Annotated in this window: 26 protein-coding genes; 2 read left to right on the top strand and 24 right to left on the bottom strand. The window is 39.5% G+C overall.

What is annotated here, in order from left to right:
• Nucleotides 1-6: 6 nt before the first annotated feature.
• The 21 genes from cshA to AC1Z3K_RS03520 form a co-directional block, all read right to left on the bottom strand.
• Nucleotides 7-1,542, bottom strand: a complete 1,536-nt coding sequence (gene cshA / locus AC1Z3K_RS03620; protein ID WP_426081069.1) for a degradosome RNA helicase CshA — start codon at nucleotides 1,540-1,542, stop codon at nucleotides 7-9.
• Between the two features lie 371 nt (nucleotides 1,543-1,913).
• The gene (locus AC1Z3K_RS03615; RefSeq protein WP_461731897.1) at nucleotides 1,914-3,284 is read right to left on the bottom strand and encodes a UDP-N-acetylmuramoyl-tripeptide--D-alanyl-D-alanine ligase; all 1,371 of its coding nucleotides are present in this window, start codon (nucleotides 3,282-3,284) and stop codon (nucleotides 1,914-1,916) included.
• A gap of 210 nt (nucleotides 3,285-3,494) precedes the next feature.
• Entirely contained in the window at nucleotides 3,495-4,577 is a 1,083-nt protein-coding gene (locus AC1Z3K_RS03610; RefSeq protein WP_426081072.1) for a D-alanine--D-alanine ligase, read from the bottom strand.
• Nucleotides 4,578-4,712: 135 nt separating this feature from the next.
• The gene (locus AC1Z3K_RS03605; RefSeq protein ID WP_461731896.1) at nucleotides 4,713-5,171 is read right to left on the bottom strand and encodes a YaiI/YqxD family protein; all 459 of its coding nucleotides are present in this window, start codon (nucleotides 5,169-5,171) and stop codon (nucleotides 4,713-4,715) included.
• Between the two features lie 28 nt (nucleotides 5,172-5,199).
• A complete protein-coding gene (locus AC1Z3K_RS03600; protein ID WP_426081075.1) occupies nucleotides 5,200-6,207 on the bottom strand; it encodes a hypothetical protein in 1,008 nt (335 codons plus the stop codon).
• Between the two features lie 117 nt (nucleotides 6,208-6,324).
• The gene (locus AC1Z3K_RS03595) at nucleotides 6,325-7,335 is read right to left on the bottom strand and encodes a sugar kinase (protein WP_461731895.1); all 1,011 of its coding nucleotides are present in this window, start codon (nucleotides 7,333-7,335) and stop codon (nucleotides 6,325-6,327) included.
• A gap of 96 nt (nucleotides 7,336-7,431) precedes the next feature.
• Nucleotides 7,432-8,172: a 2-dehydro-3-deoxy-phosphogluconate aldolase gene (gene dagF / locus AC1Z3K_RS03590; RefSeq protein WP_461731894.1), complete on the bottom strand. Its 741-nt coding sequence runs from the start codon at nucleotides 8,170-8,172 to the stop codon at nucleotides 7,432-7,434.
• Between the two features lie 92 nt (nucleotides 8,173-8,264).
• A complete protein-coding gene (locus AC1Z3K_RS03585) occupies nucleotides 8,265-9,359 on the bottom strand; it encodes a DgaE family pyridoxal phosphate-dependent ammonia lyase (protein WP_461731893.1) in 1,095 nt (364 codons plus the stop codon).
• Nucleotides 9,349-10,458: an amidohydrolase/deacetylase family metallohydrolase gene (locus tag AC1Z3K_RS03580; RefSeq protein WP_461731892.1), complete on the bottom strand. Its 1,110-nt coding sequence runs from the start codon at nucleotides 10,456-10,458 to the stop codon at nucleotides 9,349-9,351. The genes AC1Z3K_RS03585 and AC1Z3K_RS03580 overlap by 11 nt, the downstream gene beginning before the upstream one ends.
• A gap of 9 nt (nucleotides 10,459-10,467) precedes the next feature.
• Complete coding sequence (locus tag AC1Z3K_RS03575; protein WP_461732059.1) at nucleotides 10,468-11,556, bottom strand: DUF871 domain-containing protein; 1,089 nt, start codon at nucleotides 11,554-11,556, stop codon at nucleotides 10,468-10,470.
• Entirely contained in the window at nucleotides 11,553-11,813 is a 261-nt protein-coding gene (locus AC1Z3K_RS03570) for a hypothetical protein (protein ID WP_426081081.1), read from the bottom strand. Before AC1Z3K_RS03570 ends, AC1Z3K_RS03575 begins: the two co-directional genes overlap by 4 nt.
• A gap of 312 nt (nucleotides 11,814-12,125) precedes the next feature.
• A complete protein-coding gene (locus AC1Z3K_RS03565) occupies nucleotides 12,126-13,421 on the bottom strand; it encodes a PTS sugar transporter subunit IIC (protein WP_426081082.1) in 1,296 nt (431 codons plus the stop codon).
• A 117-nt stretch (nucleotides 13,422-13,538) separates the two neighbouring features.
• The gene (locus AC1Z3K_RS03560; RefSeq protein ID WP_426081084.1) at nucleotides 13,539-14,240 is read right to left on the bottom strand and encodes a DUF4310 family protein; all 702 of its coding nucleotides are present in this window, start codon (nucleotides 14,238-14,240) and stop codon (nucleotides 13,539-13,541) included.
• A 165-nt stretch (nucleotides 14,241-14,405) separates the two neighbouring features.
• Complete coding sequence (locus AC1Z3K_RS03555) at nucleotides 14,406-15,185, bottom strand: DUF4311 domain-containing protein (protein ID WP_426081085.1); 780 nt, start codon at nucleotides 15,183-15,185, stop codon at nucleotides 14,406-14,408.
• A gap of 24 nt (nucleotides 15,186-15,209) precedes the next feature.
• Nucleotides 15,210-15,563 carry a DUF4312 family protein gene (locus AC1Z3K_RS03550; RefSeq protein WP_426081086.1) on the bottom strand — a complete coding sequence of 118 codons (354 nt, stop codon included), beginning with the start codon at nucleotides 15,561-15,563 and terminating at the stop codon, nucleotides 15,210-15,212.
• A 260-nt stretch (nucleotides 15,564-15,823) separates the two neighbouring features.
• Nucleotides 15,824-16,180, bottom strand: coding sequence for a glycine-rich SFCGS family protein (locus AC1Z3K_RS03545; protein WP_426081087.1), 357 nt, complete (start codon nucleotides 16,178-16,180; stop codon nucleotides 15,824-15,826).
• A gap of 28 nt (nucleotides 16,181-16,208) precedes the next feature.
• Nucleotides 16,209-16,550 (bottom strand): PRD domain-containing protein, encoded by a 342-nt coding sequence (locus tag AC1Z3K_RS03540; protein ID WP_461731891.1) that lies wholly within the window; start codon nucleotides 16,548-16,550, stop codon nucleotides 16,209-16,211.
• A 4-nt stretch (nucleotides 16,551-16,554) separates the two neighbouring features.
• A complete protein-coding gene (locus AC1Z3K_RS03535) occupies nucleotides 16,555-18,423 on the bottom strand; it encodes a BglG family transcription antiterminator (protein WP_426081089.1) in 1,869 nt (622 codons plus the stop codon).
• 3 nt (nucleotides 18,424-18,426) lie between these two features.
• Nucleotides 18,427-18,624, bottom strand: a complete 198-nt coding sequence (locus tag AC1Z3K_RS03530; RefSeq protein ID WP_426081090.1) for a hypothetical protein — start codon at nucleotides 18,622-18,624, stop codon at nucleotides 18,427-18,429.
• A 316-nt stretch (nucleotides 18,625-18,940) separates the two neighbouring features.
• Nucleotides 18,941-19,930, bottom strand: a complete 990-nt coding sequence (locus AC1Z3K_RS03525; RefSeq protein WP_461731890.1) for a Gfo/Idh/MocA family protein — start codon at nucleotides 19,928-19,930, stop codon at nucleotides 18,941-18,943.
• A gap of 238 nt (nucleotides 19,931-20,168) precedes the next feature.
• The gene (locus tag AC1Z3K_RS03520) at nucleotides 20,169-20,510 is read right to left on the bottom strand and encodes a type II toxin-antitoxin system PemK/MazF family toxin (protein WP_426081093.1); all 342 of its coding nucleotides are present in this window, start codon (nucleotides 20,508-20,510) and stop codon (nucleotides 20,169-20,171) included.
• 612 nt (nucleotides 20,511-21,122) lie between these two features.
• Between AC1Z3K_RS03520 and AC1Z3K_RS03515 the strand changes: the two genes are divergently transcribed.
• Nucleotides 21,123-21,458 carry a hypothetical protein gene (locus tag AC1Z3K_RS03515; RefSeq protein ID WP_426081094.1) on the top strand — a complete coding sequence of 112 codons (336 nt, stop codon included), beginning with the start codon at nucleotides 21,123-21,125 and terminating at the stop codon, nucleotides 21,456-21,458.
• A gap of 82 nt (nucleotides 21,459-21,540) precedes the next feature.
• Here the strand turns inward: AC1Z3K_RS03515 and udk are convergent, their stop codons facing one another.
• Nucleotides 21,541-22,164 carry a uridine kinase gene (gene udk, locus AC1Z3K_RS03510; protein ID WP_426081095.1) on the bottom strand — a complete coding sequence of 208 codons (624 nt, stop codon included), beginning with the start codon at nucleotides 22,162-22,164 and terminating at the stop codon, nucleotides 21,541-21,543.
• 534 nt (nucleotides 22,165-22,698) lie between these two features.
• On the opposite strand from udk, the gene AC1Z3K_RS03505 reads away from it, so the two are divergent.
• Nucleotides 22,699-23,151 (top strand): GNAT family N-acetyltransferase, encoded by a 453-nt coding sequence (locus AC1Z3K_RS03505; RefSeq protein ID WP_461731889.1) that lies wholly within the window; start codon nucleotides 22,699-22,701, stop codon nucleotides 23,149-23,151.
• Nucleotides 23,152-23,219: 68 nt separating this feature from the next.
• On the opposite strand, the gene AC1Z3K_RS03500 is transcribed toward AC1Z3K_RS03505, so the two are convergent.
• Complete coding sequence (locus AC1Z3K_RS03500) at nucleotides 23,220-23,909, bottom strand: YjjG family noncanonical pyrimidine nucleotidase (RefSeq protein ID WP_461731888.1); 690 nt, start codon at nucleotides 23,907-23,909, stop codon at nucleotides 23,220-23,222.
• Between the two features lie 20 nt (nucleotides 23,910-23,929).
• On the bottom strand, nucleotides 23,930-24,652 hold the full coding sequence (locus tag AC1Z3K_RS03495; protein WP_461731887.1) for a 16S rRNA pseudouridine(516) synthase: 723 nt from the start codon (nucleotides 24,650-24,652) through the stop codon (nucleotides 23,930-23,932).
• Nucleotides 24,653-24,818: the final 166 nt, after the last annotated feature.

Raw genomic sequence — 24,818 nt, 5'->3', positions numbered from 1 at the left:
TTCTATTTAGCTGTTTCCTTTTTCACGGATGACAAAGCCTCTGCCCTTGTCATTGCTTCGTTTAGAGGAATAATTTTTTTTGCCTTTATTGTAGCCGCCACCACTACTGCTGTTGTTTTTGTTATTTTTATTTCTACTTTGAGAAGAACGGTTGTCTTTGCGCTGACGATTCCCGCCGCCGCTATAACGTTTGTTCTTATTAAATCCACCACTTTTTGGTGAAGGCAACGGACGTTCCGGAGTGATTTTAACTGGAGCTGCATCAGCCGGGTCCTTAGAAATTGTTTTAAGCAGCAAAGCAGCTAAGTCTTGAGAAGAGTATTTTTCTAACAAAACTTCTGCAGAAGCTAAGTATTTATCCAAGCCGTTTTCTTCAAGCTTCGTACCTACTTCTTCCATTGCAGCGCCTAATTTGCCATGAAAAGCTTCCTTCTCAGTTGGCGGACGAAGGGGCGACATTCTCTTCTTTGTTAATGACTCAATCACATGAAGATAACCCATTTCACTTGGTGTTACAAAGGTTACTGAAATTCCGCCCTTACCTGCACGACCTGTTCTTCCGATACGGTGAACATAGCTTTCAGGATCTTGTGGAATGTCGTAGTTGTATACGTGGGTAACACCGGAAATATCTAATCCGCGGGCAGCAACGTCTGTCGCTACCAGAATATCAAGGTTGCCATTCTTGAATGACCGCAATACACTCATTCTCTTTTGCTGTGATAAGTCGCCATGAATCCCTTCAGCTTTGTAGCCGCGAGCTTCAAGTCCGCGGGCAAGCTCATCTACTCTACGCTTAGTACGACCAAATACAATTGTCAATTCAGGTGTCTGAACATCTAAAAGTCTTGTCATAATATCAAATTTCTCATAATCTTTTGAGCGAACATAATACTGATCAATCAAATCAGCAGTCATTTCTTTTGTTTTAATTTTTACGTGGTGCGGGTCATTCATGAACTTCACACCAATATTTTTAATTGCCGGCGGCATTGTCGCAGAAAACAGCAATGTCTGACGTTCAGAAGGAACCTGAGAAATAATTTTCTCAATATCCTCTAAAAATCCCATATTCAGCATTTCATCTGCTTCATCCAATACTAAGGTTTCTACTGTTCCTAGCTTCAATGTACGGCGGTTGATATGATCCAGCAGTCTGCCTGGCGTACCAACAACAATATGCGGATGGTCTTTCAGACCTCTGATTTGGCGCCCAATATCGGCCCCTCCGTATACTGCTTGTACACGAATCTTTTTATCTTTTCCTAAACGGTATAATTCTTCTTGTGTCTGAATCGCTAGTTCTCTTGTCGGCGCCACAACTAATCCCTGCAGTACACGATTGTCTGCATCAATTTTTTCAAGCATCGGCAAACCAAAAGCAGCTGTTTTACCAGTTCCTGTTTGGGCCTGTCCGATAACATCTTTCCCTTCCAGTGCCAACGGAATAGTTTCTGCCTGAATCGGTGTTGCTTCTTCAAATCCTGAGCGTTCAATAGCTGATAATAATTTAGATGATAAACCAAGTTCTCTAAATTTCAATGTGATCCTCCTAATTTCTTGTTATTCGGGACCATTGTCCCACGCTTTAAACATTTCAATAGGGTCAATAAACCCAGCCATACAGTTTGCTCTGTTGAAAAAAGCCGGATCAGTTCGCTTAGCAGACCTGCTCTCTTCATCATTGAAATAAAGATATATTCTTTATGTTTTATCAAACTATCTATTCTTATCAACTCTATCGAAAATCCAATCATATGAACTACGACAACAGAAAAGCCAAACGGAATCGTTCAGCTGTTCAAGTAATATATGATTGGCAAAATGTTCCTTCTGCCATCTGTTTCTATTCAAATCCTCTGACAATAGTTCATTCTAACACGAATCGTGCTTTTCAGCAAGTTTTATGAAAACTACTTTTCATTTATCAGCACTTCTACAACTTCAGCTAGTCCCATTCCATTGCTGCCTTTCAAAACAATCATGTCCTCAGGTGAAAGAGTCCCTTTCACTGCCTCAATCAGCTCTGCTTTCTGAGATTTATCATAGTAATGAGCATTTCCCTGATAGCGTTCTGCGATTGTATCATATAAGCTGCGCATTTCCTCGCCATAGAGATAGACTTCCATTATTTCCGTTGGATTCAAATAGGCCTCAACCGATTGATGCATTGCTTCGGATTCCGGTCCCAGCTCCAGCATCGCACCTAAAACAGCGACACGTTTGCCCTTGCCTTTCATCGTCCGAAAATTATCCAGAACCAGCTTCATTGCAGTTGGATTGGCGTTATACACATCACTTAAAATTTCAACACCAGCTTTTGATTTCAACCACTCCGTACGGTTTTTGGTCATTACTAAAGCATTTAACCCGGCAGCAATTTCTTTATCAGAAAGTCCAAACCAGCGACCGACTGCCGCTGCAATTAACGCATTCGTCACATTATAGCTTCCAGGCATGGGAATCGTAAATAACTGCGGGGAGCCCGTAATCATAAAGCTGGTAAAATCTTTTCCTGAATCAATAATCTTCCCCTGATAAGAAGCTGATGCTTCCCAGCCGAATGTTTTCACATTCTGCTGTAAAGGTTCAGCTAGAGGCTGCAATAAAGGTTCTTCATTAGGAATCAACAGTAGCCCATCGGATTTCAGCCCATCAACAATCTCCATTTTAGCCGCTGCAATCCCTTGACGAGAGCCTAAATATTCAATGTGCGCCTCGCCAATCATTGAAATTGCCGCTACATCCGGCTGAGCTAACGTAGACAGAAAGGCAATCTCGCCAGCGTGGTCCATCCCCATTTCAAGAATTAGCTTTTCCGTGTCCTCCGGCATATGAAGGATAGTATAAGGAAGACCAATATCATTATTATAGTTTCCCTGAGTTTTATAGGTTTTGAATGATTGTGCAAGTACTGCTTCAGTCATATCTTTTGTGGTTGTTTTCCCATTGCTGCCAGTGATGCCGATAACGGAAGGAGCCACCTGCTTCAGGTAATAAACAGCCAGCTGCTGCATCGCTTTCAACGTATCCGCCACTTCAAGAATCGGCAACCCCTCCGGTGCAGCCTCCGAACTGCTCCAAAATGCCGCAGATGCACCCTGCTCCGCCGCCTTTCCTGCAAAAAGGTGACCGTCATTTGTACCAGACAGCGGGACAAAAAGACTGCCTTCTGTTATTAGGCGACTATCAAACTCTAGTCCTGTGATTGAAAAATCTGCCCACTGTTTCCAATTATTTTCAGCATTTACTATTTGTGCAACTTCCCAAAAGCTAAGCTTCATCCGCTTTCTCTCCTCATATGTTCATTTTTTGTCTACAGCGATAAAATGAATGCGGCCGAGACAAGAAATCTTTATTTCCACAGAAAGTCACTCATCGCAGTTAAATGCTGCTAGGTGCTCCTGCCCACTGTTTGCTTGGATTTAAAGAGCGAAACAAAACGAATCGCTCGTTTTGTCCCGCTCTCTCTGTGCTATTTTGAAGCAGCTTTATTACTGCTGCTCTTCAAACAGCTGTTGTCTTCTTTTATAGCGGTTTAAAGCCAGTTGAATTAGTTCTTCAATCAAATCACTGTACTTCAAACCCATGTTTTCCCATAACAATGGATACATACTGAATTGTGTGAAGCCAGGCATTGTATTTAATTCATTTAGAAACAGCTCATTCTTATTTGTCAAGAAAAAGTCACAGCGGCTCAAACCACTGCCATCTAAGATACGATACGCTTTTTTAGCATATTTTTGTGCTTTTTGATGAACTTCTTCTGGTACCTCTGCCGGAATCTGCATAGTAATTTTATTATCGATGTACTTAGAATTATAATCATAAAAGTCCACATCTTTAATGATTTCACCTGCTTGAGTTGTCCGAATGTCTTCATTGCCTAATACTGCTACTTCAATTTCTCTCGCTTCAATTCCCTGCTCTACAATCGCACGGGAATCATATTTATACGCTTCAATCAACGCATTTTGCAGTTCCTCGCGGTTTTCTGCTTTTGAGATTCCCACACTTGAACCCATATTCGCAGGCTTAATAAACATTGGATAAATAAGCGAACCTTCACACTGTTCAAAAATATGCTTAGGATTTTCTTTCCATTGATTTTCCAAAACAGGAACAAACGGAACCTGAGGAATACCTGCTGTTTGAAGCAAGTATTTAGTCATAATTTTATCCATGCCCGTCGCACTAGCTAGTACTCCCGCACCTACATAAGGAATATTCATAGTCTCAAGAAATCCTTGAATGGTACCATCTTCCCCATTTGGACCGTGAAGAACAGGGAAAACGATTGAATCCTCTTCCTTGATATCACAAGGCGCAATTACCTTACCAGTAAAGTTCCCTCCAAACTTCTGTTCACCTTGAGGATTCCAAGTTAGATGTAGAACTGTTTCATCCTGTGGCGGTTCTGTCAGCAGCGGTCCTTGAACCCACTGACCTTCCTTACTAATATATACTAACTGGACCTGATAATAATTATAGTAAACTGCATTTAAAATAGAAAAAGCGGATAAGATAGATACCTCATGCTCCTCACTTTTCCCTCCATAGAGTAATACAATCTTCAAATGCTTTTCCTCCTAAATTTCCATCTAAATAGATTGGTGCGGCCGTAACCAAAATTTTCTTTTTCATTATTTTAGCATAAAAACGATTTATGTAGTAGAAACAAATATAAAAGAAACGGCTGTTTCTTTTTATCCTCACATTTCCTTTTGTGCTTCCCTCTCGATGACTTCAATCAGCTTTAAACGAAACTGTTCCCGGTCTTCTTTCGTAAAAGGTTTCGGCCCTTTGGTTCGGCCTCCGCTTTTTCTAATTTTAGCACTAAAATATCTCTGCTCAAGCAACTGACCAATCGTCTCGGCAGTGTATTCTTTGCCCAGCTGATGAAGTACGGTCACGTCCTTTGGTAAAGCTAGTGAAGCCAAGCCATAATCCTGAGTAATCAGAATATCCCCTGCTTTAATCAGCGCAATGATTTTATAATCTGCTGCATCATTCCCTTTGTCCACATAAACAAAGGAAACCGCTTCAGGATATTCCTTGAGAGAATAATGATCAATACTTGTTACAACGACTATCTTCATTTGATATTGAAGGGCGGTCTCGATTGCTGTATCCTTTACTGGCGAACCATCTCCGTCAATAAACACTCTCATTTTTCTTCCCCTCTCATCGTCATCAGAATTAAGTGACATACCAGGAAGGATGGCGTGTCAGAAAGCGGAAAACCTCATCCGACACCACTTCCCGCAAAATTTTATATAGCTCCGGATTACGGATTTTTTGCTTAACCGCTCCGGCATAACGAGGTCGGCTGACTTGAATAGAAAGAACAAAATCAAAACGTTCCTGAAAATTCTCAACTGTTATAATCTTCATTCGGCTCGTTTCTTCTAAAAAACGATTCATGCCGTCTACCGCTCCTTGAACAAAACCTTCCATATGTGTCCCGCCATCTGGTGGTAAATAGCCATTAACAAAGCTGTCTCTGATATTTGCGGAAGGGTTCTTTGAAATCACTGCCTGAATAACCACATCTTCTCTTCTAGTCCGAATCGTTAGCGGACGGCTTCCTCTGGTTAGTGCATTGTCCTTTTGAAAAATATATTCAACTAATCCTTCTTCGTAGACTAATTGATTTTTTTGAGTCTCGCCCTCTTTCAATGTAATCGTCAATCCGCTGTTAAGCATAGCCAGCTGTTGGCAACGATTGAATAAAACAAAATAGGAAAGAGGCTTGGTTCCAAAATAAGCCGAATCAGGGGTGAATGCCAGCTCTAGACGATATTCCTCGCTTTTCGATTTCACTGCGGCTTCCTTGACAAGCTCTCCATGCTGATAAATCCTTATTTCCCGACCGGCTGGTGTTTCAATGCTTATCCCCAACTGTTCGGACAAAGCCAGCAATAACTGAAGAAAAAAGTAGTAAGACAGCTGATTCTGTTCCCTTTCCTGCGTTAAATGCCATTCTCTTTTTACAGCAAAGGAAAAAATGAGCTGATTTTTAGAAAGCTCAGCAGTGATTCGAGCATTTCCAGGCTGATCTGTCAGCTTCAGCAGCTCATCAAGCACCTGAATAATCATACTCTCCAGACCCGAAAGCCCCAAAGCACCGATATACATTCCCGGGCGTTTGCGAATACTTTCAATTATTTGCTCATTTTCCAAAGCATTCCAAAAATCCTTGGGCATCGTCTTTCCTCCTGCAGTTGATTCGCTACTCATAAATTCCATCTTCTCTATTATAATGAAAAATAGACTGAAACGAAAGTAGCTGACTAGGCAAACTTTCGTTTCAGTCTATCTTACTTAGCGAATCAAATCAACTGTAGGGTGCAGCATGATATGCTCCACTTGTTTCCTCGTTGTTAATGGAACATCGCCTTGAATTGTATGAGCTAAAACACCATTTGCCGTTGCAAAAGCTACAGTTTTCTCAAGAGCCCATTTTTCAGCATATCCCAAAAGTACACCAGCGGCATAGCCATCTCCGGCGCCAATCCGGTCAAGATTGATAATTTCTCTTGGTTCAGCCTGTACATAATGATTTTTATCAAATAAAAAGCCCGATAGATAGTAACTGCCATTCTCTCTAATTCTAAAAGTGCCGGCAAATAATTCAATATCATAGTTGTCCATAAATGTTTTAGTCAGCGATTTAAACTGTTCTTCATTGTCTAAGGTCTCATCAGCTTTCATCCCTAATAAATCAGTTAAATCCCGCTGAGTTCCAAAAACGATATCACAATACGGCAGCATCCGTTCATACTGTTCACGCATAAATACCGCTTCATTGTTCTCGTTTAAACTTGGACGAAAATTGAAATCGAAGCATATTTTTTTCCCTTGACTATGGGCTTTTTCTGCCAATGCAAATGCAGCTGCTCTTGTCTGATCCGTTAAGCTTAAAGAGATACCGCAAATGTGAACCAAATCAGTTGCTTCTAGGAAGCTGTCAAAATCATAATCTGCTGCACCGCTTACGCCAAATGAGCTGCTGTGACGATTTTGATAAGTGACCTGAGTGGGTCTTGGTCCATACCCCATCTCAGCAAAATAAGAGCCAATGTGATTCCCATGCTGACCTACCCATCTATCACCAAGGCCTAACTGACGTAAGCTTGCTTTTGCCGCTTCTCCTAAACGGTTATCTGGAAGATTAGTAATTAGGCTTGTCTCACAACCGAAATGAGCAAGATTGCTTAGAATATTGACGCCCGTTCCGGTAAAATCCATCCGCAGCTCCCTGGTTTGCTCCAACATCAGATATTCCGGCGGAGTCAGCCGCATCATTACTTCTCCAAAAGCTGAAATTCTCATCTTTGTTTCCATCCTATCCAGCTGTAAAAATCGAAAGCCTCAACAAAGGCTCAACCACAAAGGTTTAACACATTTGCTGTTCGATTTGCCCGGCTTTTATTTTAACGTATTTTTCATCATTTCTACTAATGTTTTTACATCTTCCGGCTTCGTATCGCCAGTTTCCTTATCAATAATTGAGCTGTACACATGAGGAATAATCTTCTTCACGCCAGCATCTACTGCAATTTGAACGATTTCTTCAAAGTTTTCCAAGTCAATCCCGCCAGTCGGTTCTAAGTAGAAATCATATTTAGCACAGGCTTCTGCAACAGCTTTGTATTCCTCTTTGTGAGCTAAGCCTTTCATTGGGAAATACTTGATGGAACTTCCACCCATATCCTGTAAAAGCTTGATTGCTGTTTCAATCGGTACTTCTCCTGCGGGAGCTTGAGAGCTCAATGGGCCCGTTGCAACATTTACATAGCCTACTTTTCCAGTCGGAGAAACTAACCCGTTAATTACTGTTTCACTTTGTCCTAATAAGGCCCGTGAAGTTCCCACACCTGTAAATACTTGATTGACATGTTGAGGCTGCAGTTCTTTTGAAATGCGTGAAACCATCTGACTTTGATTTGGATCGCCAGCTCCTAGACCTACAGATAATGCGTTATTTGTAGCTGCAGCATATTTTTTCATATCCTCTATTGCCGCTTCATCGGTATCGTAATTTTTTGAAAGTACACCCAAAACAACGTGACCTTCCGCCGCTTCATAGCAGGCTTTGGCATTTTCCACAGAATTGGCTAAAACATTTAAACATAAACGATCTTCTAAGTATTTTGGTGTTAATGACATAATATTATCTCCTTCTTCTCACATGAACAGTGCCATGCTCCATCTATAATTTTCTATCTGTTTTCAACTTAAATCTTACTATTATTCTTAGCTTAAGCCATAATTACAGCTAAACGGGTAGTAATCTTGTCCATCTCTTCCTTGTTAACTGAACGAATATCAAATTCGATAATTCCATTATTCGCCTGATATTCTCTTGTATAAATTGCCGGACTTTCCGTTTTCAGCTCTTGGATGACTTGCTTCGCTGATTTCCGTCCGCTGACTTTGACGCTGGCACGATAAATATCTCTACCGGCACCATCCTGAACAATTTTAGCTTCTATGTTCGGTAATTGATTTAGGTCGGCGATGAATGGCTCCATACGTTTCTGCATTGATTTGCCATCCTCACTGCCGTTTGTCAGATAGTCCTCTACCGCCTGAGTAAATCCGAGAATATTGTCTTTGCCAATTTTCATCGCTCGGCCAATTCCTTTACCCTGTAAACGAACCCATTCAATAAACTCTTTTTTTCCAATCACTAGTCCAGCACTTGGTCCTTCTATCGCTTTTGCACCACTGTAAATTACCAAGTCTCCGCCAGCCTCAACATATTTAAAAAGATCTTCCTCAGCTGCTGCATCTACAATCAACGGAAGACTGTACTTGTGGGCAACCGCTGCTGCTTCCGCCACACCCAGCATGCTTTTTTGAACGGTATGATGGCTCTTTATATATAAAACAGCTGCTGTGCGGTCTGTAATCATCATTTCAATATGCTCTGGCGTACACATATTGGCATAGCCGGCTTCAATCACCTGTCCTCCACCTTGAGCTACCATCACTTCTACCGGAGTTCCATAATCTACATTATGCCCCTTAGGTAGAATAATTTCTCTCCGGTCAATTTTTTCTGTATACGGATGATAGGCATGATAAGCTGAGCCCTGACCAATTAGAGCAGCCACGCTTTGTGCAATACCAGCAGAGGCAGAAGACACAATCTGTGCATCCTCAACCTTCAGCAGATTCGCCAAATATTTTCCTGTCTGAACGCTTAAATCGCCCATCTCAAAGAAATGTTCCCCACCGAAGCGCTGCGCTTCCAAGACTCGTTCAGATACTTTTGATACACCTAAAATTGTCATTCGTCCAGAAGCATTAATAACCTCTTTTAAATTGAATTTCTCGTAACTAATTGTCATAAACAACACCTCCAACGATGGTTTTCACAGGAGTAATCAACTCTTTGGCTTCTCTGGTAAAGCCATTTGAATCGGTCAAAGTTTTCTGACCTTCTTCAATTGTAAAGATTGTTAAATCTCCGTCAAAGCCTTCTTTCAGCTGTCCTTTACTATTCAAATGGAATTTTTCAGCAGGAGCAGCAGTCACCTTCTTAAGAATATCTGCCCATTCATATCCCACAACCCGCAGCTTCTCCATTGTCGTTGCTAAATCATAAACTGGTCCGTTTTCTCTGTTTCGGATATAGATATCTGTACTAATGGTTTCAGCCAGCATACCTTCTTTAAATGCAGTTTCAGCAACCTCGAAATTGAAGCTGTCTGTCCCATGGCCGATGTCAAATACTACGCCCTTTTTGAAAGCAGCCCAAGCAAAGTCCTTAATTTTCCCTGTATTCTTATCCAAGATACCATTCGGTTTCCCGTTAAAGCAATGTGTCAGGATATCTCCCTCAGACATATTAGCTAGAATTTCATCAAGTTCCGGCGGAGCTGAACCTATATGAACCATTAACGGCAAGTTGTTGTTGTCTTTTTGGATTTTCTTTGCCATTTCAAGAGGAGTAATCCCATTTTCTCCAATTACTGTTTTGCTCATACGAGCTTTAATTCCAATGACAAAATCAGGCAGCTCCTGCAGCACCTTTCTCACAAGGTCTTCTTTGATTTTACTCAAATCTGCCAGTTCATCCTGCTCAACAATCCCCCATTTAGAAATATTTGCCAGTGCATAGACATTGGTCCTTGCCTGTACAGCTAAATCATAAAATTCATGGATGTTTTCCGCACCTGTTGTCCCAGCGTCAATAACAGTTGTAACACCTTTTTTTACGCCGATTTCATCTGGAAAGTCATAATACAGCGTCATTTTTTCAAAGCAGTGTACATGATCATCAATCCAACCGGCTGAAATAAATGCAGCTCCATTCAAATCAATGATTTCCTTTGCATCTTCAGCAATTGAAACAGCCGTTTTGACAATTTTGCCTTCAGATATTGCAATTTCCAGCATTTCTCCATCTATTGTTTTACCGTTTTTTATTAGCAGATCATATGTCATTTTATTTCCCTACTTTTCTTTCAATCTGAATTTTGTCCAAGGCTTGATAAATTCCAACAGCATCAATTCGCTTGGAGTAATACTTCCTACTTTATTTTTTCTACTGTCTTTGTGGGACTGTAAGACAATCTGCAGCTCGTTCTTATATTTGCCAAAGGCATCATTACCAATGACGACATCACCAATCTGAAATTCGCCTTCATTGTCATGTGCTGGATTAGCATCATCAATATACTTTTTCCGTACTTCAGTAGAACGCGCCATCCGCTCTGTAATATCTCCTCTGCGGAAATGCTGTTCAGACAGCGTAATTTCTTTTTCTACTTCATTTACATCTGCAACAAAATCGACTGCTAGTTCCAGCTGATAGCGATTCACTCGACCCAATGCCTCCAGCTCTTCATCTGATGCGTATGCATTGCCGATTACTACATCATCAATCAGTCCTGTAGCGAACAAATGCTTGGCCTGAATATCAATAGGAAGATGACGATGGATTTCTAACGTCGGCAGTCCGTCATTAATGTCGCAGGGACCAATATCTCCAATACTGGAAGCAACAAACGCCGCTGTCCGGATACCATTATTCTTGAAACGAATACTACATTTTTCAAAAAAGTCATAGGGAAGACCAGTCCCTTCCTGAGGATAAAAATTGTGACAGCCGTATAAAAATGGCTTATTCGCTTCATAAGTCAAAATATTATCCAGGTAGGCAACATCATTACTCATATTCAGCTCAATAGCTAAATCATAAGGATTATAGGTAAGCTTGGCTTCCTTATTCCCATCAAAACCCGCATCTAGGCGAATACCGTCAGCGCCAAGCTCATGGAAATAGGACAAATCATCATACGAAATATCCAGCTGATCAAACAAGGCTGGAACTACATCTAAAATCGTTTCAAAACCTAACCCCTTGGCATAATGAATCAGCTCTTTAAACTTTTTGGTCACTACGTCTTTTCCTTCAGTCACTTCCAGCATACTCATAAAAATTCTTGTAAAGCCGCACTCAGCTGCCTTTTTCAAATACGCTTTATCCTGATCCATATCACTATGGTCAGGGTAGACAGATACACCTAATGCTCGTTTCATATACTTTTGCCACGCTCCATTTTGTCGAATTTTTTCCGGTTTTTCCATGAGACCAGCGATCCAAAGAATATTGTTACCGTTCCTATCAGTAAAATCGGCTGACCAACCAATACGCCAATAACAATTGCTGCAGAAATACCACCTATTGAATATAAACAAAGATATCGTAACCTTAAATCCGTAAACCGTTCAGGTAAGTACTCTCTTTCAATTATAACCTGAGAAATAATGAAAAACAGAATAAACCATAACCACATGTTGAATACCTCCAAATCATATCTCATTCTTTCTATTATAAATTCTGCAAGAAATGGTCTACATGACCAGCTGCTGGTAAGGTTTTATCTCACCTATAAAATAGAAGCTTTTAACGAAATAACACCTGTGCAAAAATCCAATAAACTTATTAAACTTCATTCAGCCAACTGAAAGGGCTGTTTCCCAAAAGTTTAGGCAAAGATACTTCTATTATACCTTGTTTCTCTAGCAAAATTTATCTATTTGGATTGAAAAGGGTCGAACGACACAACTGTGTCATTCCACCCTCCCCCATGTATTTGTCAATACTCTTATGCTTTTTCTGCTTCCAGCTCTTTATCAAGCTGTTGTTTTTCATATATTTTGAAAAACGGATAGTAAATTGCCAGTGTAATCACAAAGTTGATACATACTAGTATGCCTGCCATTACACTATAATCCGTACTCAGCCATGCAGCAATTGGTGCCGGCAGGGTAAAGGCTAAACGCACAGCCATCATAGGAACCACATTTGATATTGTCAGGAAATAAGACAAGGTTGTTGTCACAAGCGGCGCAACAATAAATGGAATCCCAATGATTGGGTTCATAACAATCGGCGTACCAAAAATTACAGGTTCATTAATGTTAAAGATTCCTGGAAGGAAAGATAGTCTTCCTAAGCTTTTTAGATATTTCGATTTTGAAAACATCATTAGTATAACAAGTGCCAGAGTTGTACCCGCACCACCAATCCAAATGAACCACTGTAAGAATTGCTCAGTGAATATATTTGGTAAAGCGTCAGCACTAACTCCACTGATAAACGCTTCGTTATTTTCAGCAATCGACATGTCCCAAAACGGACGAATAACCGGCCCCATGATAGCAGGACCATGAATTCCCAATACCCAGAAGAAACAGATTAAGAACACTGTCAGCAATCCGCCAAACAAACTATTTCCAGCCAATACGCCTTTCAACGGCATTAGTAGATTACTTAAGAAGCCGTTCAAATCAAACCCAACGATATGACGTAGCCCCCAAAACAATAACAGGATAACGGTTCCCGGTATCAAAGCTACAAAGGAATTGGATACTTCAGGCGGAACGCCATCAGGCATCTTAATCGTAATGTTTCTTGAAACAAAGAATCGGTAAATTTCTACAGTCAGAAGTGCGGCCACGATAGCGCCAAATAATGAAGCTGCGCCTAAATTCGCCAAATTAATATAACGCCCTGCATTAATCACCTCTGGAACATCTTCAAAAACCCTTGTAGGAGGTGCCGCTGTTACTAAAAAGGCTACCAGCGCTAAAATCCCACACATTAGCGTATCTAGTTTATAGCTTTGAGCTAAAGAAGAGGCGATCCCAAATGTTGCATATAACGCCAAGATTCCCATCGTATATCTTGATGGAATGTCCATTACAGCTTGATAAGGTGCAATGAACTCCATATAGGAATCAATCGGGATATTTTGAAAAAGTGTAAAAAATGAACCCACAATGGTCAATGGCATTGTCGCAATTAACCCTTTTCTAATGGCAACCATATGTCGTTGTGAGCCAAATTTGTTTGCTACAGGCATTAAATGTTGTTCCATCCATAATACAAATCCGTTCATTTTGTTCCCCCCGCTACTAAAGATTATAATGTTATAAAATTATTTCGTTTCCATAATAACACGATACTCTTTTAATGTAAACGGTTTTTACTGTTTCAATGAAGAATTCTGCACTAATTATTGAGTCAACTCAACTGGGAAAAATGCGCCGAAAATCATTGCTCCAAGGATTGCGCCTCCAGCAATAGGTTTTTTCCATGCATAGAAAATCATTGCACCAATTGTTGAACCAATTCCGATAGGAATAGATGCACCTGCTGCACTTAAGATAATCAACGGTCCTAAGAAACGTCCTGATGCATTTCCAGCGCCCATCATTACGTCTGCACCAAATGTTGATCCACCTTGATTAATTGTAAACTTACGAATCAAGATAATGATACCGCCGACAAGTAAGCCCAAAACTGCACCTGTAATTAAAGCTAATGCAAAGTTTTCAATAGGTGCTTTGATGTTCATACTTAACAGAATTGCAGGTACACCAATACCTAATCCAGTTAAAATTGATCCACCTAAATCCAGAATTCCGACTAAAGAGCCTTCTAATATTCTGGCAAACAGGAAGCTGGCTCCAAAAGCTGCAGCTGCACCATATGAACCACCATCAAGCCCTGCCTTCAGCATTGCAACAATGGATACTTCGTTAAAAGCTCCCACACCATGTACTACATACATATGAGTTCCAGCAAAAACAGCGGCAGCCATTAATCCAACTAATATTGGAAATGACCAGTCAGCATACCAAAAGCTTTTTGCTTTTAAAGCTGCCTGAATTTCTATTTCATCTTGTGACCATTCTGCTTTTTCTTGTTCATTCATTTTTTTCTTCCTCCTTACTTATATAAATCATGCAAAGAAAAGATATCATCTGCCGTACCGTTTCATTTTAAAGCTAGTGAAACTGACTGTTAAACGTCCATCATACACAGAAGTGACAACTTCTCATATAACAAAAACTTTCACATGATTTATACGGATATCTAATTATTTCACAGTGAATACATTATGCAGATCATTTAACCAGTTTGGAATGTCCAGTCTGAAGCTTTCAATCATCTGCAGGTCAAAACCACGGAAGAAGCCACTGAATACAAAGAGTAAAATAATCGCTGCCATCATTCCTTTAGTCATACGAGTCCAACCTAGTTCATCAACGCCTTTACCGATTAAAATCCCCAAAACAACACCGGGAACTGCATTGCTCATTACTAATTGAGACAGTCCGCCAAATAATGTACCCCAAAAGCCTGTGCGCTTGCCAGCATCCAAAGCCGCCAGCCAGAACAACACCGGCATAACTGTATTAATCAAAATAGTTGCTGCCGGAACAAGTACAGCTACTGCTGTAACCTGCAGTGATTCCGGAATTGCCGCTGCTGTGCTGTTCAGAAAAGCAACGGTGATGATTCCAGCAATAGCTCCAGCAATCCCCATTTTCTTAGGATCATGAACAGTTTGTGTCACATCTTTATTTTTAATTAGCAATGCTGCTGCTGCCCAGTTTGGTACGATTCGGTGCGTCACATCCTGTGTGAACGCTCCAGCGCCAACTGCTGAAGCCCATGCATTGAAGAAAAATCCCAAACCAAATGAAAAATGAGAAGCTGGGTCTCCCTCTGCGGCATTCATCTCTCCTAATGTTCTAAACGCTCCTAACCCCTGTGTTTGCGGCGCATGGAACATTCTTGCTGCTCCAGCACCTGCTGCAAAGCCAAGTAGTCCGCCAATAATAACTGATTTAAATAGAATAACTATTAAGTCCACTTGCTTTTTCCTCCTTACCCTCTTTTAAATTTTCTTCGTTGTAAACGGTACAGCCACCCCATTAGGATCTGTTCCATCAACTATTTGGAAGGGAACATCCGCCATAGCTATTTTGCTGATTTCCACTTCCACATTTAACTCCACTTCATAACTTGTTCGTTTTCTTGGAAAGAAGAAGAACAGAAAGCGTTCTGTATAATTCTTCTCTACCGCAGAAAGGATATCAATATCAATGGGCTCAATTCGTACCAAGACATCTGTTGACTCTTTTAAGATTTTTTTCGATACATCACTTAAAGCACTGGCAAATGCTGCCGCTTTATTCTCCCCTTTACCTGAGACCTTCACGATTTGAGTAGTTTTTTCCGTTGCGCTCACTGTTCTTCCTCCTATTAATTTTTGTCCACAACAGCCCTGCTTCTCTTTATGGCTGTTGTCTTCTTTGGTGGTCCGGTAGCCAGCATCTCTACGCAGGTACATCCTGCTAGAATGATGGTCCTCCTATTAATTTTTGTCTACAACAGCCCTGTTTCCCTTTATGGCTGTTGTCTTCTTTTATCGTTTGCTGATTAATCTTGCTTATAACTTCTAACTCTTGACCTATTTTCAAAAAAACAGAATCGCTTTTTTAACAATGATTATTCACCATGTTTTTTGACAAAAGCTTCTGTCAAACGCTTCCCAAGCTCTTCCTGGTCCATAAATCCAAAGCCCAGTACAGTTTTACCATCATTAATAGCGGTGATCCCCTCTTCGATTGAGCGCATGCCGTGACGTTCCGGGTAGCCGTATTTATTGGCAGCGGTTAAGGCCCCTGCACCACCGCTTCCACAAAATGAGATGCCCATGTCGGCATTTTCCTGCTGCATAATATCGCCTAAACGCATATCAGCGCCCATTCCTGGAACAACAACTGCACGTCCGCCTGCTGCTTCAACACCCTTTGCGACATTTTGACCTTTACCTAAGCGATCTGCGATTACTACTGTTATCATGTTTATTCCTCCCAAATTTAAATTATTTTTATTCAGCTGTATTTTGTTTAGCAGCTTCAAAGTGTATAGATAAAACATACATTTCATCCACTGGTAAATTACCGATATGTTCAACAAGTGCTTCGGCAATTGACAGAGCTTCTTTCGACACCTCTTCAAACATTGCCGGGTCAACACCAGTCATTTTTTCATTTGCTTTTGAACGTTTAATCATCTCATTTACATGATTAATCAAAATCGTCCACTGTAGTTCAGTTGGAACAACTGAAGCTGCTTCCAATAATTCTTCTGTTTTTCTTATTGACTCTTCCAGCTCCTGTTTATACTCAGATTCATTCACAATTTTTTCTGCATCGTCTGTTAATTTCATCTCTTCACTCCTCTCTGATGTAATTCAATAAAGCTGTGATTTCCGCCTGATTAACTGTTAGGTTACTTTTAGCGAATATCTGCTCAATTTGCTCGACTAATTGCTGTTGAGCCATCAGGGTTTCTTTTACGATGTTCCCTTCATTTTCATATTGACCATCAAAAATGATTCGATGGACCATCAACATCACGTGAAGTAGAAAAGCTTCTTTATATTCTTCATTCAGCTTTTCGTTAAAAGCTTTCAGCAACTCTTCATAGATGATGTACGCCCGCATCAGAATATCCCGGCTTTCTGCTTCCAGCCCCCTATTTTCTTTTAAGGGCTGCCTTGGAATCAGTCTAGGAATACTCCCTTCTCGAACACTGGTCAGAATCTTATTGACCTCTTCCTGAATTTGCTGTATATCACCTTCTGAAGGCAACGGATTGACCTTGATAAACGGCCGGTTAGCAACCTCAATGGGAAAAATACTTAAAACCAAATCAGGATTTTTTTCTTCGATGATTTCTGCTGCATTTAATACAGAAGCAAAACCAGCAATTTCAACATTGGATACCTCCTCCAATATTTTCTGCTCAATCAGACTGGTCACTCCCAAGCCGGTTGAACACACATAAACGATTCTTACAACATTAATCTCATGCTGAGTTTTCTCATATGCTACAAGAAAGTGCAACGCAATATACGCAATAAATGAATCGTTAATGAAAAGCGCCGTATTTTTAATATCCCTGCTGCTGGCATGTGTTATTGCTGTAAACAACTGTGGATACTTCGCCTTAATATCATCGACAAAGGGATTGTATTCATTGATGAACAAATGTTTTTTTGTCAGACGCAAGGATAGATGGGCAAATAAATTAGTGAATAGCTGCCTATCCCTATAAAACGGAAAATTAATTTCTTCAGAAACATCCTTGATTAACTTTTCAGTCAGCTGTGCTACATCCTGATGATTTCCCGCTATAAATACATCGCTATAGATATAGAGATATTCATCAGCCAGCAGAGGCAGCTCGTAATGCTCGAACACATTACTCATCAGTAAAAACGGCAGTTCCTGCTTGTCCTTCAGCTCTTCCTGATTCGCCAGTATTTTATACCCATTCATTGTATGATTCAGCTGCATTCTTGATGCAGCAATTGCTACTCTTAGGGTAATTGAAAGGATCTCAGCATAGTTGAACTGATCGAACAACGATGGATCCAACAGTTTGGTCATCTCATTCAGCGCCACCTGATAGATTTCCTGGAAAATTGTATTTGCTCCTATACGGACATCAATCAATCGTTTTTGATTACCTGACTGAACAAAGCGGCTCATAATTTGATAGATATCATATTCAGTAATTTCTTTTTGACTGATGTATTCCATTAACAGCCGAACCTTATTCTCTTCTCCCTGAATAGAAAAACCTAGACGACTCTGCCGCTCAAGCTCCAAGTCATAACCTTCAATGAATTCTTCCAAACGATCTAAATCCTTTAGAACTGTATTTCGACTAACTTGAAGTTCGTCTGCCAGCTCTTGCGATGTTAGATAATCTTTCGTCAGAACCATACGAAAGATTAAGTGATTCATTCGCAGCTCTTGATCCGGATAGGTTTCAAACCGATCAACCTCTAAAACCTCATTTTTTAATGTCAGTCGTTCTGAATCAGGAAGCTCTAGCCAAATTCCTTTGTTTCTTCGTGACTGAAGACTAATGCTTCTTTCCTGAAACCATTCACGAACATTGTCTAAATCATACTTGATTGTGCGAACACTCACATTGAAAGCTTCAGCTAGCTCCTTTGTTGTAATACTGTCTTCCAAGTCCAAAAGCATTAGTAAAATATTGATTTCTCGTTTTGATAAGTGCAGTGACATTCCTTACTCACCTTCATTCCTTCTCCTTACATCTGCAACTATAGCTTGATTTCCTTTAGGGAACAACACAAAAAAGTTGCACTTTTGTAAGTGCAACTTTATCCAAATGTTTTTTGTAACGGCAAAAGAAACCAGACCTGCTTTCCACTTAAATCCTTCGTATTCATTTTGAAAACGCTGTACAGTCAAGTCTTTTTTCATATAATTAAGTGCAATCCCTTAAAAAAATATCGGATTGTAAAAGGTTGCACTTACCTCCATTTCTGGTTAGGTGCTCTTATTTTAAGTACAAAAAAAAGAAGATAAAATATCTTCTTTTTTTCTACAGTACCCATATTAACATACAGATAGATGGATTTTCTCCACAAAAATTCCATCCGACACCTACAATCCGGTAGTGATGAGTGAACATCCGTGCCTCTGTTTCAACTAACCACCAGCCGATAAATCGGAACAATTAAGATTGTTTGGTTAAGTCAACTCGTCGCATGTCCTAAAGTCTAACATAATTTATTTTTTATTTCAACTTTTCTTCGTCTAAATCTCCGTCTTTAAACCATTGTCTATACATACTTTCTACAAGACTAACTGTTTCTTTTGTTATTTTTTCAGTCATTATCGGGCTTTCTTTCAGCCCTTTTTCAAGACACTCATTCACATGGTCAACTTCAAAGGAGAACTCGCTGTCAAATTCACTTGTTAAGTATTCCTCTGAGCCATTCTCATACCGAACTACTCCTTCGGCAGATTTCCAGAAATTCGGAACCTCAATACGTCCCTTTTCACCATAGATGACCAGTTCATTAGGTAAATCCAATTCCACTGTAATAAAAATACTAGCTAGTATCTGGTTGGGAAAGGTTACGGCTAGCTCGAAACGGTCATCTGTTTTCCCAGGTACTATAGAAGCTTGTCCTGAATAGCTTTCAGGCGTCGCATTTAGTACATACTGTATGTATTCTAACGGATAACTGCCGGAACCATGAAGGGCTCCTCCACCCGCTTCCAGAGAATGGAACCAAGGCAGATGGTCGATATTAGGATAGGCAGTGACTGAACGTATATACTTGATTTTGCCTATTTTTTCTTGCTGAATAATGTCTCTTACCATTGCTGTCACCGGTAAAAATACTGCTTTTTGTGCCTCCATCAAAAAACAGTTCTGCTGCTTTGCCAGCAAGAACAGTTCCTCTGCCTCAGCTAAGGTTAATGTGAAAGGTTTCTCCAATAGCACATTTTTTTTATTTTCCAGCGCTAGTTTAGCTGCAGCATAATGCCCTTTATTATAGGTTGCAATATAAACAATATCGACTTCTTCATCCTGACATAGCGCTTCATAGCTGCCGTAAGCTTTCGGTATCTGCAGTTTCTCAGCCAGTTGCTGAGCTCTGCTGAGCTCTCTTGCTGCAATCGCAACAGCCTCTCCAGCTGCACTTTCCCTAATTCCCTGTACAAACCTTGGTACGATTTGTGCTGTACTCAAAATACCATAACGAATCTGTTTCATGCTGCCGCCTCCTTTGTTATTATGTTTACACTACACTGAAAATAAAGAAAACTCAAATCTTGACTAAATAAAAATAAGGGCTGAGACAATAGTATGCCTTCTGCCCTAAAATCGAATAAATCTTGTTTCAAATTTGATTACAAATAAAAGGTAAACATCTAAAACTTTCGGGTTTCACCGTAGTTTTCAGACATGTCCTTAGTCATTCAATCGTTTTCTATGTATCTACCAAAATGGTCTATCGGATGCCAATGCTTACTTTCAGCGCCTGATTTACTTTTTCCATATCACCTTCATGAAGTTTACAAATTTTCTGCAGAATCCGCCCTTTATCCAGCGTTCGAATCTGCTCCAGCAAAATCAGAGAAGGGGTCATCTCTTCCTCGTGTGGAATGTTAACCTTGACCTGGGTTGGCTGCATCTTTTTTCTAATATTTCTAGTAATGGGTGCTACAATCAGTGTTGGGCTGAACAAATTTCCTTTATTATTTTGAATAATTAAAACAGGGCGAATTCCTCCCTGTTCAGAACCCACTACTGGTGAAAGATTTGCGTAAAATATTTCTCCCCTTCGAATCATCTTTCTTATCTCCCTCTTTCCAAGAAAAACCTTTTTTACAAATTATAACATGATTCGTACAGAAATGTTTTTCAAGAATTTCCAAAAAAATGCAAAAAATTGATAATCGATAGCAGAATATACGACAATTTATCAAAAAAACCTGTTTATTTCTTAAAATAAAAATCTTTCTGATTATTTTAACGTATTTTTGGTTTTTTCAAGATGATTCATCAGATTATTAGAATATTGTTATTACATATGATAAGATAATATTTGTAGTACTAGTTATTTTTTCTCTTGTGATTCCCATTAAGGATTTTATATACGAAACTAAGAACAGACACTGCTTCAACCGTTTAGAATTCTTTTCTTGGGTTAGCTTGTCCATTTAACTCAACCAAAGCTCTTACGCTGAACAGCAGAAAAATCCACATTCATTTCCACTGAAGATTAATGAGCTAGCCAACGTACAGAAATACAGTTGGCTTTTTGAATTAGCTAACGTAAATAAGCCCGTTTTGTGGAAGCCCAAACAAGGTTATCGATTGATTTTATTTAATGGAAACTATCTGAATTTACTCAAGGGATGAAATATGTTGGAATTACCAAATTCAATAGAAGGAGTACTAGATGAATATTTATTCGGTTAAAGTTTCACCTAATCGACCATTTAACAATTCTGAGCTCACTTATTTACTAGAAAGATGTGCCATTCTTTCAAAAAAGGCCAAGGCACTGGATTATATTAAGGAATGTCATTATAGATACGACAGTGAAACCGAAACTTTCAAATTCGATTTTGTCTGTATTCATGATAAACACTTTTCTTTTAGCATCGTAAAAGATGACCGATTAGATGATTATATTTTTTCCATGCAAAAATATGAGAAATGGTCTGTTTTAAAAAAAGAATTTCTTAAGTCTCTAGCAGTTATTCATCAGCTGCATACAGAAGCGCATAGTTAGAAAAAAATATATACAGTAAAAAACCGAAAGCCTTCTAGTAGCTTTCGGTTTTTCATATTCTTCCTGGCAATTCAACTTAAAATCAGCCGAGGATACTTTTAACTTTTGTTGTAATCAAATCTATCGCTACATGATTTTCTCCGCCTTCGGGCACAATAACATCCGCGTAACGCTTTGTTGGTTCAATAAATTGATGGTACATAGGCTTAACCACTGTCAAATACTGTTCGATCACTGAATCCAGTGTCCGTCCCCGCTCTTCCATATCTCTTTTGATACGGCGAATAATTCGAATATCATCATCTGTATCAACATACAGTTTGATATCCATCAGCTCGCGAAGTCTTGGATCTTCCAGAATCAAAATTCCTTCAAGAATAATTACTTCCTTTGGTTCCTGAATAATAATATCAGAACTTCTGGTATGCGCTACATAATCGTATACTGGTTTTTCAATTTTTTCATAGCTCAGTAATTGTTTTAAATGATCAATCAGTAAATCTGTGTCAAAAGCAAAGGGATGGTCATAGTTTGTAGTTAATCTTTCCTCAAAACTCAAATTACTTTGGTCTTTATAGTAAGAATCTTGTTCCAGCATCATAATTGAATGATTCGGAAAATGGTTAAAAATCGCCCGGCTAACACTCGTTTTTCCGCTGCCGGATCCACCTGTAACCCCAATGATTATCGGTTGCTTGTTTTTCATGCAGTTAAACCTCTTTCTTTATTCAGCAAATAGCCATTATCACTCCTTTCTATTATAATAAAAAGACAGAAGAATGCTACTGAAAATTCATTTTTTTTAGAATCAATTACGTAAATAACGTTAAAGTCTTTATGCATGAAGAATTTTTAGCTGCCAGTTCTACTTGTGCAGGAACCTCTAGTAGAATGGTAGGCGTACGAAAATAAGAATGATTGCGATAAGCAAGCATTTCCTTACTATGAGCTAGCTGCCAGTTCTACTTATACAGGAACCTCTAGTAGAATGGTAGGCGTACGAAAATGAGATTGATTGCGATAAGCAAGCATTTCCTTACTATGAGCTAGCTGCCAGTTCTACTTATACAGGAACCTCTAGTAGAATGGTAGGCGTACGAAAATAAGAATGATTGCGATAAGCAAGCATTTCCTTATTACCCAAGAACTTTTAGAGGAAAAATCGGCACACAAATATCCTGTGCAATCATCAGAATTCATACTTGTTAAGGAATTTAATTATTTTCAGGAGGAAAAAACTATGATTATCCACTTAACTAAAGAGTTGACTAAACAGCACTACCAGTTGCTTTTGGAAGCTGATCCTTCAAAAAAACTAGTTGATGATTATACAAAGCGGGGGCAGGTCTATACTATTTCTGATGCGGATTGTCTTATCGGCATCATCGTTTTACTGCCAACAAGACCAGACACACTTGAAATTGTCAATCTTGCAGTTAATGAACTATATCGAAAACAGGGCTATGCACAGCAGTTGATTACCCATGCTTTTACAACTGCTAAAAAGCATGGCTATAAAACAATAGAAATCGGAACTGGAAGCACTAGCTTGAATCAGCTCTACTTATATCAAAAATGCGGATTCCGTATGACAGGAATTGATAAAGATTTCTTTATACGTCATTATGATGAACCAATCATAGAAAACAACCTACAGCTTAAAGATATGGTGCGCTTAAGTCTTGATCTATAAGAAATAAGTAAATAGCCCTTTTACCGTTATGTTTATAACGGTAAAAGAGCTATTTACTGCTTCATTTCTCAGCCTAATATGGTGAACAGCTCATCCAGCCGGCTGATTTCATAAGACGGCTGAATTTTTGTTTCAGTTTGTTTAGTTACTTTTGCAGGGTTTAGCCAAACTGTTTCAATATTGGCCTGATTTCCCCCGGCGATATCTGAATTCAAAGAGTCTCCGATAATCATGGTCTTTTCCTGCTCAAAATTTGGGATACGCTCAAAGACATAATCAAAATATTCCTTCATTGGTTTCTGATAGCCTACCTCTTCCGAAACAAAAATATCTTTAAAAAGAGGCAGCAGCTTTGAATCCGTCAACCTTTTATACTGAGTTGAAGCAATGCCGTTTGTTACTACATATAAGTCATAATCTGCATGCAGCTGTTCCAGTATCTGCTTGCTGTCTCCCAATAAATCATGACCGTTACTTAAATGATTCATATAGCGGGCGCCTAGTTCTTTCCCGTCAGCTTTTCTTCCCAACTCTTCAAATAGTAAACCAAAACGGGTTTCACTAATCGTTTCTTTTTTTACTTTGCCCCGTTCAAAATCCTCCCATAGTTGACGGTTAATCCGATTATATTTCTGTCGAATTTCGTTAGTCAAAACTAGTTTTTCCTCTGAAAACAATGTGTATAAAGCCTTCTTTTCAGCAGCTTTAAAATCCAATAAAGTATCATCTACATCAAAAAGCAATGTCTTGTATTTCATTTTCCCACTCATTTCTATAGTTATTTCTTGAAGTATAACATTAGCAATTTCAGTTCTTCAGGCTCTAATCGCCGATACTCACCTGGTTTCAGCTTCGAATCTAAAAATAAGCTCCCCATACTTAGACGTTTCAGATAGATCACCTTTTTGCCAACAGACAAAAACATTTTTTTAACTTGATGAAACTTGCCCTCCTGAATATCAAGATATGCCAGGCTTTGCTTAGAGGAACTGGAAAGAATATGCAGTTCCGCAGGCTGACATTGTTGTCCACCAGTAAAAGTGATACCTTCTGCAAATTGGCGGCAGTCTTCTATGCTTAGAGGTTCGTTTACTATTACCTTGTAACGTTTAACAACTTTTTTACTGGGATGAATTAGCTGATAACCCAGCGGCCCATTATCTGTAATCAAAAGTAGTCCTTCGGTGTCTCTATCCAGTCTTCCCACTGGATAGAGTTTTTCATTTCTGTCCCTATCTGCCAGAAGGTCCAGTACGGTAGTATGCTTAGCGTCCTTAACCGCTGTTACTGCCCCCTTTGGCTTGTTCATCATAAAGTAAGAATGACCAGTTGTTTTCAATGTCTTCTCAAAAATTTTTATCTCCTGAATGACCGGATCAACATTCATCCCTTCACTTTCTGCCGGCTTTCCATCTACTGTCACTGCCTTCCTTAGAAGCAGTCGTTTAACAGCCTTTTTCGAACCTATCTTTTCTCTCTCCAACAGCTTATCTAAACGCATCGTATTTTCCTCAATCTACTCATTCAATAATCATTAATTATACATAAAATTGGTTAAGTTACAAACAGAAAATATCGCTTTCCTTGACTTAAAGTCAAAAGCACGTTAAGGTTAAAGAGTAAAGTGAATCATCGGTTTCTCAAAAACAGCGTAATGACCTGGAAGA

The organism is Enterococcus sp. LJL128 (genome assembly GCF_056924295.1).
Note: the sequence above shows the minus strand (reverse complement) of the source record. Positions and strands in the feature narration are given on the sequence as shown.